The organism is Streptomyces gossypii, assembly GCF_025165795.1.
Classification (GTDB): domain Bacteria; phylum Actinomycetota; class Actinomycetes; order Streptomycetales; family Streptomycetaceae; genus Streptomyces; species Streptomyces gossypii.
In genome coordinates this window covers 1-1,077 of the sequence record NZ_JAJAGO010000044.1, presented here as the reverse complement: position 1 = coordinate 1,077, position 1,077 = coordinate 1, and the positions used below count along the sequence as shown (strand labels likewise).

General features: G+C 65.0%; 1 protein-coding gene. It reads left to right on the top strand.

Annotated elements, in window-relative coordinates; all coding sequences use genetic code 11:
- Positions 1-1,077: flavodoxin-dependent (E)-4-hydroxy-3-methylbut-2-enyl-diphosphate synthase (gene ispG, locus LHJ74_RS34055; RefSeq protein ID WP_260222236.1), on the top strand; the 1,077-nt coding region annotated here is incomplete at both ends.

The following is a 1,077-nucleotide window of genomic DNA, read 5'->3' as shown; positions in this document are numbered from 1 at the left end:
GTCCCGATCAAGCTCGCCGACCGGCGGAGGAGCAGGCAGATCCAGGTCGGCTCAGTGGCCGTCGGTGGTGACGCGCCGGTCTCCATCCAGTCGATGACCACGACCGTCACCTCCGACGTGAACGCGACTCTTCAGCAGATCGCGGAGTTGACGGCGTCGGGTTGTCAGATCGTGCGGGTCGCGTGTCCTACGCAGGATGATGCGGACGCGTTGGCGACGATCGCGCGGAAGTCGCAGATTCCGGTGATCGCGGACATTCATTTCCAGCCGAAGTATGTGTTCGCGGCGATCGAGGCGGGGTGTGCGGCGGTCCGGGTCAATCCGGGTAATATCCGGCAGTTCGATGATCAGGTGAAGGAGATCGCGGGGGCTGCCTCGGATGCGGGGGTGCCGATCCGGATCGGGGTGAACGCGGGGTCGCTGGACAAGCGGCTGCTGCGCAAGTACGGCAGGGCGACGCCGGAGGCGTTGGTGGAGTCGGCGTTGTGGGAGTGCTCGCTCTTCGAGGAGCACGGTTTCCGGGATATCAAGATCTCGGTGAAGCACAACGATCCGGTGGTGATGGTCAACGCCTACCGGCAGTTGGCGGCGCGTTGTGACTATCCGCTGCATCTGGGGGTCACCGAGGCGGGTCCGGCGTTCCAGGGGACGGTCAAGTCGGCGGTGGCGTTCGGTGCGCTGCTCTCCGAGGGGATCGGTGACACGATCCGGGTCTCGCTTTCGGCGCCGCCTGCTGAGGAGTGCAAGGTGGGGATGCAGATTCTGGAGTCGCTGGGGTTGCGGGAGCGGCGGCTGGAGATTGTGTCGTGTCCTTCGTGTGGGCGGGCGCAGGTGGATGTGTACCGGCTGGCGGATGAGGTGACGGCTGGTCTGGAGGGTATGGAGGTGCCGTTGCGGGTGGCGGTGATGGGGTGTGTCGTCAACGGGCCGGGGGAGGCTCGGGAGGCGGATCTGGGTGTGGCCTCGGGTAATGGCAAGGGTCAGATCTTCGTGAAGGGTGAGGTGATCAAGACGGTGCCGGAGTCGAAGATCGTGGAGACCCTGATCGAGGAGGCCATGAAGATCGCCGAACAGATG